The organism is Vibrio sp. 2134-1 (assembly GCF_033339495.1).
In genome coordinates, this window is record NZ_JAWOUS010000941.1 from 1 (window position 1) to 521 (window position 521).

Consider the following 521-nt stretch of genomic DNA (forward strand, 5'->3'; position numbering starts at 1 on the left):
TATGTGGTTACCAGTTGATCTTTTGGTTTGCGTACCCTTCAATGACAACGGATTGAGAACTGAAAAACGACGAAAAAAGGGGAAGCTTTCACTTCCCCAGGCGTGCGACTGACTCACACTTAATTTTCGCGCCATGCTAAATGCATGACTTACCCTTGTGACTCTAGGAAATTAATCCAAGGGCTCGCCATTGCTCTCATATCTGGAGATTGAGCCGCACTTTTCATTGCTTTAAGAGCATTACTCGGTTGGTTTAACTCAAAATATGCCATGCCACGAATGTAAGAGAGCTCTCCTTTTTGTTCGTGCTTAGCATCTGGGGCGGCGTTTTGCGTAAACTTCGTCGCCTCCGTATATTGCTTGTCTAAAATCATTAGACGAGCAATTTTTATTTGAGTTTTTGCTTGTGGAGCAAGATTGTAAGCTTGCTGATAGACGTCGATAGCCTGTTCAAGTTCTTGTGCTTGCTGCCAAAACGAACCAAGTGTTTCCAAATTTTTTGCGTTGCGTTCTACATGACC

The 521-nt window shown here is 43.4% G+C and carries 1 pseudogene; it reads right to left on the minus strand.

Annotation, left to right across the window (positions count from 1 at the left end):
* Positions 1 to 149 precede the first annotated feature (149 nt).
* Positions 150 to 521, minus strand: a pseudogene (locus R7R78_RS29375) (hypothetical protein); the annotation flags it as partial.